Consider the following 7,822-nt stretch of genomic DNA (forward strand, 5'->3'; position numbering starts at 1 on the left):
CGCATGAGAAGGAAGCAGCATGACTGATACCCGCCTCTGGGGCGCGCGTTTCCGTTCGCCACCCGACCCGGCCCTGATGACGCTCTCGCGGGGCGGCCTGGATCATTTCCGGCTGACCCGTTTCGACATCGTCTCGTCCCAGGCCCATGCGCGCCAGTTGCGCCTGGCCGGGCTGCTGACCGAGGCCGAATGCAACGCCATCGTCGCCAAGCTCGGCGAACTCGATGCCGCCATCGCCAGTGGCGCCGTGCGGCCCACCGCAGGCGACGAAGACGTGCATACCTTCATGGAGCGCGTGCTGGTGGAGGCGCTCGGCCCGACCGGCGCCAAGCTGCGTGCCGGCCGTTCGCGCAATGACCAGGCCGCCAACAACCTCAAGCTCTATTTGCGCGAGCAGGCACGCGCCATCGGCGCCTTGCTGCTGGACCTGCAGGACGCCCTGACGCACCAGGCCGGCCAGCATCTCGATACGCTGGTGCCCGGCTTCACCCATCTGCAGGCGGCGCAGCCGGTGGTGTTTGCGCACCAGTTGCTGGCCCATGCGCAGACCTTCAGTCGCGACATCTCGCGCCTGATCGACTGGGATCGGCGCGCAGCGTATTCGCCGCTGGGCGCGGCGGCCATGGCGGGGTCGGCCATTGCCCTGCATCCGGCGATCTCGGCCGCCGAGCTGGGCTATGACGGCCCCTGTGAAAACTCCATCGATGCCGTCGGCAGCCGCGATCACGTGGCCGAATTCCTGTTCGTCTGCGCCATGCTGGGGACGCATCTCTCGCGCCTGTCGGAAGAAGTCACGCTGTGGGTGTCGCGCCAGTTCCGCTGGGTGGAGCTGGACGATGCCTTCTCCACCGGCAGTTCCATCATGCCGCAGAAGAAGAACCCCGATATCGCCGAACTCACCCGCGGCCGCTCGGCCCGTCTGATCTCGCTGCTGATGGACATGCTGGTGGCCCTGAAGGGGCTGCCGTTTTCCTACAATCGCGATCTGTCGGAGGACAAGTATTCGGCCTTCGAGGCCATCGACGTGCTGCACATGGTCTTGCCCGCCATGGCCGGCATGATGCGCACGCTGCAGGTGAACAAGGAGCGCATGCGCGCCGATGCCACCCAGGGCTTCACCCTCGCCACCGAAGTGGCGGACTGGCTGTCGCGTCGCGGTGTGCCGTTCGCCCAGGCGCACGAGATCACCGGTGCCATGGTGCGCGCCTGCGAAGAGCGCGTAGTGGAGCTGCACCAGTTGAGCGATGCAGAGTTGAAAGTCATTAGTTCACATCTGTTGCCAGAAGTACGAACGGTTCTCACGCCCGAGGCCGCTGTGGCGGCGCGTAGCGGCCATGGCGGTACCGCACCGCTGCAGGTGCAGGCTCAGCTGGAAAGATTGCAGGCTACCGTGGCTGTGCAACGTCAGTGGACGCAGCAGGCGGTGTTGCCATCAGCAGCGGGAGCGACAGCATGAGCACCGTCTCCCCCTATGCCATCGACCACCTCAAGGTGGTACCGCGCCGCTACTACGGACGCTGGCTGTCGGCCGCGCTGATCCTGCTGGCGCTGGGCTTCGTGGTACACGCCTTCGCCCATGGCCAGATCGAGTGGGCGGTGGTGGCCAAGTTCATGACGGCCAAGGTGATCCTGCAGGGTCTTCTGAACACCATCCTCATGACCATCTATGCGATGGTGGTGGGCATCGTGCTGGGCGTGGTCTTTGCGGTGATGGTGATGTCGCCCAACAAGCTGCTCAAGGCGGTGGCGACCTTCTACATCTGGTTCTTCCGGGGCACGCCCTTGCTGCTGCAGATGCTGCTGTGGTTCAACCTGGCGCTGGTGTTCCCGACCATGGGCATTCCCGGCTGGTTCGAGGCGCGCACGGTGGACATCATCACGCCCTTCGTGGCCAGCCTGCTGGGACTGGGCATCGGGCAGGGTGCCTATACCGCCGAGGTGGTGCGCGGCGGCATCCTGGCGGTGGACAATGGCCAGACCGAGGCCGCCAAGGCGATTGGCATGACGCGCCTGACCGCCTTGCGCCGCATCGTGCTGCCGCAGGCCATGCGGGTGATCATCCCGCCGGTGGGCAATGAGGTGATCAGCATGATCAAGCTGACTTCGGTGGCCAGCGTGATCCAGTTTTCCGAAATCCTGCACAACGCCCAGACCATCTATTTCGCCAATGCCCGCGTGATCGAACTGCTGATCGTGGCGACCGTCTGGTACCTGGCGGTGGTGACGGTGTTTTCCATCGGCCAGCATTTCCTGGAGCAGGTATTTGCCCGCGAGCGCCGCGCCCGGGCACGTACCCGTGCGGCTGGTGCACAGGGAGCCACAGGATGAGCACACCCATGATCGTGGCCCATGAGGTCCAGAAATACTATGGCGGCTTCCACGCGCTCAAGGGCGTGAACCTGGAGGTCGAGGCCGGTGCCGTGACCTGCATCGTCGGTCCCTCGGGTTCGGGCAAGAGTACCTTCCTGCGCTGCATCAACCAGCTGGAAAGCATCGATGGCGGGGCCATCTGGGTCGGCGGCGAATTGCTGGGCTATCGCCGCCGTGGCGACCAGTTGATCGAGCTGTCCGACGGCGAGATCGCCCGCCAGCGCCTGGCCAGCGGCATGGTGTTCCAGCGCTTCAACCTGTTCGCCCATATGACGGCGCTGCAGAACATCATGGAAGGCCCGGTGGTGGTGCAGAAGCGCCGGCGCGCCGAAGTGAAGGAAGAGGCGCGGGCCCTGCTGGCCCGGGTGGGCCTGGCGGGCAAGGCCGATGCCTATCCCTCTGAACTTTCCGGTGGCCAGCAGCAGCGCGTGGCGATTGCCCGCGCACTGGCCATGCGGCCCAAGCTGATGCTGTTCGATGAACCGACCTCGGCGCTGGACCCGGAGCTGGTGGGCGAAGTGCTGGCGGTGATGAAGGATCTGGCCAAAAGCGGCATGACCATGATCGTGGTCACGCACGAGCTGGGCTTTGCGCGTGAAGTGTCCAACCGGGTGGTGTTCATGGATGGCGGCCAGGTGATCGAGGCCGGCACCCCCAGTGAAGTGCTGGCGCGCCCGCAGCACCGACGTACCCAGGAATTCATCGCGGCCATCCTGGCCTGATGCGGCATTGCAGAACTCAACCAGAAAGGGGAATCCCGTGAAGCTGAAACACAAGACCATGTTGGGCCTGGCTACGTTGGCCGCCACCGTCACCCTGGCCGCCAGCGGCGCACACGCGGCCGATCTGCCGGATCGCATCAAGAAGGCCGGCAAGCTGGTCATCGCCTCGCAGGCCAACTACCCGCCCATCGCCTACAAGGACCCGGCCACCGGCGAGCTGATGGGGCTGGACATCGACCTCGGGGCGGCCATCGCCAAGGAACTGGGCCTGAAGGTGGAGTACCAGGAAACCGCCTTCGCCCAGGTCTTCAGTTCGCTCACCACCGGCCGCGCCGACATCGCCATGGTGGCCATCAGCGACACGGCCGAACGCCAGAAGGTGGCCGACTTCATCGACTACATGAAGACCGGTCCGCAATTCTTCACGCTGCAGGCCAATGCGGCCCGCATCAAGGGCATCGCCGACGTCTGCGGCACCAAGGTCGGTGCCAGCCGCAATACCAACTGGCCGGGCCAGATCGCCGGCTGGAGCAAGGATAACTGTGAAGCCAAGGGGAAGCCGGCCATCACCGTGATCGGTACCGAAGGCTCGGTGGATGCGCGCACCCAGTTGAAGACCGGCCGCATCGATGTGGCGGTGCAGGGCAGCGAGACCCTGCCTTACTTCCAGGGCATGGAGCCCAATACCTATGTCCTGCTGGGGCAGCCGCTGTTTGCGCAGGAGACCGGCATTCCGGTCTCCAAGAGCGAACCGGGCCTGCGCGACGCGGTGCTGGAGGCCCTGAAGCGCCTGCAGGCCAACGGGACCTACGACAAGCTGCTGGCCAAGTACAAGCTGCAGGGTAGCGCCATGCCGGCCGCGCTCAACCAGGGCAAGTGAGTCATGGCCGGCGTCGAGTTTGATGAAGCCGAGCAGGCCGCCGCCCGCCGGCTGGGCCTGACGGCGGCCGAGGATGTGGAGTGGCAGGCGCGCTGCGAACTGGCGGCGCTGTACCGGCTGCTGGCGCATTTCCGCATGACCGACCTGATCGATACGCACATCTCGGCACGGGTGCCGGGGCAGGCTGGTCACTTCCTGATCAATCGCTATGGCGTGCTGTTCCACGAGATGCGCGCTTCCGATCTGGTCAAGGTGGATGCCCAGGGGCAGGCGGTGCAGATGGGCAGCACTGCCGCGCCAGCGCAGCGGGTCAATCGCGCCGGCTTCGTGATCCATTCGGCGGTACACCAGGCGCGGCCGGACCTGCATTGCGTGATCCACACGCATACCACGGCCGGGATCGCGGTCTCGGCCCAGCGTGACGGGCTGCTGCCGATCAGCCAGCATGCGCTCAAGTTCTACGGCAAGCTGGCCTATCACGAGTACGAAGGCATCGCCCTCGATACCGAAGAGCGGGAGCGGCTGGTGGCAGCGCTGGGGTCGCACAAGGCCATGATCCTGCGCAACCATGGCTTGCTGGCGGCGGGAGAGTCGGTGGCGGCGGCCTTCCACGAAATCTATTTCCTGGAACGGGCCTGCCAGGCGCAGGTGGCGGCGCAAGCGGGCGGGGCAGCCTTGCACCTGCCGGCGGAGGAAGTGCGCCTGCGTGCCGCACGCCAGTTCGACAACGACCAGGCCAGCGGCATCATCGACCTGGCCTGGGAGGCGGCCTTGCGGCTGGTGCAGGAGCAGGGGCCGGGGTATCGCTGCTGAGTGCGTCACCGGTTCTTCAAATCGGCGCTTCAAAAGACAACGCCCGCATCGATGATGCGGGCGTTGTGATGTGCGGGCAGGCGCAGGCTCAGTCCAGCAGTTTCTGCATGAACATCGCCTTGCCGGTCTCGGCCTTCAATTCATAGCCTTCAAAGCCGCTGGCGCGATACAGCGAACGGGCCACCGTATTGCCTTCCAGGACTTCCAGCGTGAGCTTGCAGCAGCCCAGTGCGCGGGCCTGCTGTTCCACGCTGGCCAGCAGCTGTCGGGCCACGCCCTGGCCGCGATAGGCCGGCATCACGGCAAGGTCGTGCAGGTTCAGCAGCGGCTTGCAGGAGAAGGTCGAGAACCCTTCGATGCAAGTTGCCAGGCCCGCCGGGGTATCACCGTCGAAGGCCAGGAAGACATGGGCGGTGGGACGTTTCTTCAGTTCCGCCGCCAGGTTCTGGCGTACATAGTCCGACAGGGCCTGTCCGCCGCCCATGGCGTCGCAGGCATAGGCGTTGAGGGTCTCGAACAGTGCGGCCGCGTGGGCTGCATTGCCGAGATCGGCCTTGACGATAGAGACACCCATGTCTTCCCTTTCTTGTGATTGAAATTGAATTGAGGCTGCGGCGCCGGTCTTACTTGCCGCTGGCGCGTTGGCCGCCGTGCGTGAGCGCGGACGGACGCGGGCCATTCTGGCGTTGCTGACCCTGGCTGCGCGGTTGCGCATTGGCCGGGCGGGGGGCGCGATTGGCGTTGTTGCCGCCATTGCCACCGTTGCCACCACCATTGCCGCCGCCGTTGCCAGCCTGGCCGCCCTGCGGACGACCCTGGCCACGCGCCGCATTGCCATTGCCAGGATTACGCGGCTTGGCCTGCTGCGCTGCGCCGCCACCGGCATTGGCCGGCTTGGCGCCGCCATTGCCATGGCCATTGCCGGCTGCAGCCGGCTTGCGCGGTGCATTGCGTTGACCGCCACGTCCGCCACCGGCGTTCTGGTGACGACCCTGGCCGCTGCGCAACTGGATCGGTTGCGGCTTGGCGGTCGGGTCCGGTTCGAAACCGGCGATCACTTCCACCGGGATTTCGCGCTTGATGAAGCGCTCGATGTCGTGCAGCAGGTCGCGCTCGTCCACGCAGACCAGCGACACGGCTTCGCCGGTGGCGCCGGCGCGGCCGGTACGACCGATGCGGTGGACGTAGTCTTCCGGCACGTTGGGCAGGTCATAGTTGACCACGTGCGGCAGCTGGTCGATGTCGATGCCGCGGGCAGCGATGTCGGTGGCGATCAGGGCGGTCAGCTTGCCGTCCTTGAACTCGGCCAGGGCCTTGGTGCGGGCCGACTGGCTCTTGTTGCCGTGGATCGCCATGGCGGTGATGCCGTCGCGGGCCAGTTGCTCGACCAGCTTGTTGGCGCCGTGCTTGGTGCGGGTGAAGACCAGCACCTGCTTCCACTGGTGGGTCTTGATCAGGTGCGCCAGCATGGGGTGCTTCTTGTCGCGGTCGACCGGGTGGATCTTCTGCGCGATCACTTCCACGGTGGAGTTGCGGCGGGCCACTTCGATCAGGGCCGGGTTGTTCAGCAGGCTGTCGGCCAGCTTCTTGATCTCGTCGGCGAAGGTGGCCGAGAACAGCAGGTTCTGGCGCTTGGGCGGCAGGGCGGCGAGCACCTTGCGGATGTCGCGGATGAAGCCCATGTCCAGCATGCGGTCGGCTTCGTCCAGCACCAGGATCTGGATGTGCTGCAGGTTCACGGTGCCTTGCTGCATGTGGTCCAGCAGGCGGCCGGGGGTGGCGACCAGGATATCGACGCCACGCTTCAACAGCGTGATCTGCGGATTGATGCCGACCCCACCGAAGATGCAGGCCGAGGTCAGCGGCAGGTACTTGCCGTACTGGCGCACGCTTTCCTCGACCTGGGCCGCCAGTTCGCGGGTGGGGGCCAGGATCAGGGCGCGGATGGGCAGATGACCGTTGATCTTGTTGCGCGGCATGGCCGAGAGGCGTTGCAGCAGCGGCAGGGTGAAGCCGGCGGTCTTGCCGGTGCCGGTCTGGGCGCCGGCCAGCAGGTCGCCACCGGAGAGCACGGCGGGGACGGCTTGGGCCTGGATCGGGGTGGGGGAGGTATAGCCTTGTTCGGAAACGGCACGAACGATTTCGTCGGACAAGCCGAGCGCGGAAAATGACATGAGACTCTGAAAATGGGTTTGGCCTGTGGCCCCGTACGGGCGCCAGTCGCAGGCAAACGGGTTGGAACTTGAGGAGGGCGCGGACTTGACTGGCTATACGCCGCGCAGGCCGCAGTATAACAGCGCAGTCTGCGGGCGACGTGATTTATTTTGCATGCGGATGCGGGCAGCTCATCCGTGCTGGCGGGCCAGGAAGGATTGCACGGGAGGCAGTACCAGCGCGCTTTGCATCAATCCACCGAAATGCGTGACGCCGGGCAGGCTGACAAATTCTGCCTGTGGCAACAAGGCCGCAGTGCGCTCGACGGCGGCATGGCGCGCATCGGCGTCGCCACAGAAGAGCAGGCAGGGCAGGTCCATCCGTGCCAGCAGGTCTTGCTGCGAGGGACGGGCTTGCTGGGCGGCGGCGGCCAGGGCCACCAGGTCGTTGGCGCGGATGAGCATCTTCACCTGGGGCGAAATCTGTTCGTCCAGCAGGGCTTCGAAGGTGGCGATGAAGGCCTCGGGGTCGCGGCCGTCGATACCATGGAAGCCCTCCCAGCTGCGATCTTCATACGGATGGGCGGCGCCCAGGATGAGGCTGCGCAGGCGCTGTGGCGCATGGCGTACCAGCCCGTAGCCGACCCAGCCGCCCAGCGAGTAGCCGAAGAAGTGGGCGCGCTCGATCTGCAGGGCGTCCAGCACGGCCACGGCGTCGCGGCAGCGCTGCAGCTGGGTGTAGGCGGCGGTATCGTGCGGCTTGTCGCTCTGGCCATGGCCCAGGGCATCGAACATGATGACCTGGTAATGCTGGCGCAACACCGAGGTGAAGCCGAAGAAGCGCCAGGCTTCCAGGCTGCTGGTAAAGCCGTGGTGCAACAGCA

At 65.8% G+C, this 7,822-nt stretch carries 8 protein-coding genes; 5 read left to right on the forward strand and 3 right to left on the reverse strand.

Annotated features, from left to right (window positions below; translation table 11 throughout):
* Positions 1 to 19: 19 nt before the first annotated feature.
* From argH to HFRIS_RS16550, 5 genes are read left to right on the forward strand one after another with little or no spacing between them, the layout of a single operon-like run.
* Positions 20 to 1,456, forward strand: a complete 1,437-nt coding sequence (gene argH / locus HFRIS_RS16530) for an argininosuccinate lyase (protein ID WP_006464560.1) — start codon at positions 20 to 22, stop codon at positions 1,454 to 1,456.
* Complete coding sequence (locus HFRIS_RS16535; RefSeq protein ID WP_006464562.1) at positions 1,453 to 2,328, forward strand: amino acid ABC transporter permease; 876 nt, start codon at positions 1,453 to 1,455, stop codon at positions 2,326 to 2,328. The genes argH and HFRIS_RS16535 overlap by 4 nt, the downstream gene beginning before the upstream one ends.
* The gene (locus tag HFRIS_RS16540; RefSeq protein WP_006464564.1) at positions 2,325 to 3,092 is read left to right on the forward strand and encodes an amino acid ABC transporter ATP-binding protein; all 768 of its coding nucleotides are present in this window, start codon (positions 2,325 to 2,327) and stop codon (positions 3,090 to 3,092) included. The genes HFRIS_RS16535 and HFRIS_RS16540 overlap by 4 nt, the downstream gene beginning before the upstream one ends.
* Positions 3,093 to 3,129: 37 nt before the next feature.
* Positions 3,130 to 3,972 carry an ABC transporter substrate-binding protein gene (locus HFRIS_RS16545; protein WP_006464565.1) on the forward strand — a complete coding sequence of 281 codons (843 nt, stop codon included), beginning with the start codon at positions 3,130 to 3,132 and terminating at the stop codon, positions 3,970 to 3,972.
* A gap of 3 nt (positions 3,973 to 3,975) precedes the next feature.
* Positions 3,976 to 4,785, forward strand: coding sequence for a class II aldolase/adducin family protein (locus tag HFRIS_RS16550; protein ID WP_006464566.1), 810 nt, complete (start codon positions 3,976 to 3,978; stop codon positions 4,783 to 4,785).
* Between the two features lie 88 nt (positions 4,786 to 4,873).
* Here HFRIS_RS16550 and HFRIS_RS16555 read toward each other — a convergent pair whose 3' ends face one another.
* The 3 genes from HFRIS_RS16555 to HFRIS_RS16565 all read right to left on the reverse strand — a co-directional run bounded on the left by HFRIS_RS16555 (position 4,874) and on the right by HFRIS_RS16565 (position 7,820).
* On the reverse strand, positions 4,874 to 5,359 hold the full coding sequence (locus HFRIS_RS16555) for a GNAT family N-acetyltransferase (protein ID WP_006464567.1): 486 nt from the start codon (positions 5,357 to 5,359) through the stop codon (positions 4,874 to 4,876).
* A gap of 49 nt (positions 5,360 to 5,408) precedes the next feature.
* The gene (locus HFRIS_RS16560; protein WP_006464568.1) at positions 5,409 to 6,959 is read right to left on the reverse strand and encodes a DEAD/DEAH box helicase; all 1,551 of its coding nucleotides are present in this window, start codon (positions 6,957 to 6,959) and stop codon (positions 5,409 to 5,411) included.
* A gap of 171 nt (positions 6,960 to 7,130) precedes the next feature.
* Positions 7,131 to 7,820: an alpha/beta fold hydrolase gene (locus tag HFRIS_RS16565; RefSeq protein WP_006464569.1), complete on the reverse strand. Its 690-nt coding sequence runs from the start codon at positions 7,818 to 7,820 to the stop codon at positions 7,131 to 7,133.
* Positions 7,821 to 7,822: the final 2 nt, after the last annotated feature.

The organism is Herbaspirillum frisingense GSF30 (assembly GCF_000300975.2).
Taxonomy (GTDB): Bacteria; Pseudomonadota; Gammaproteobacteria; order Burkholderiales; family Burkholderiaceae_D; genus Herbaspirillum; species Herbaspirillum frisingense.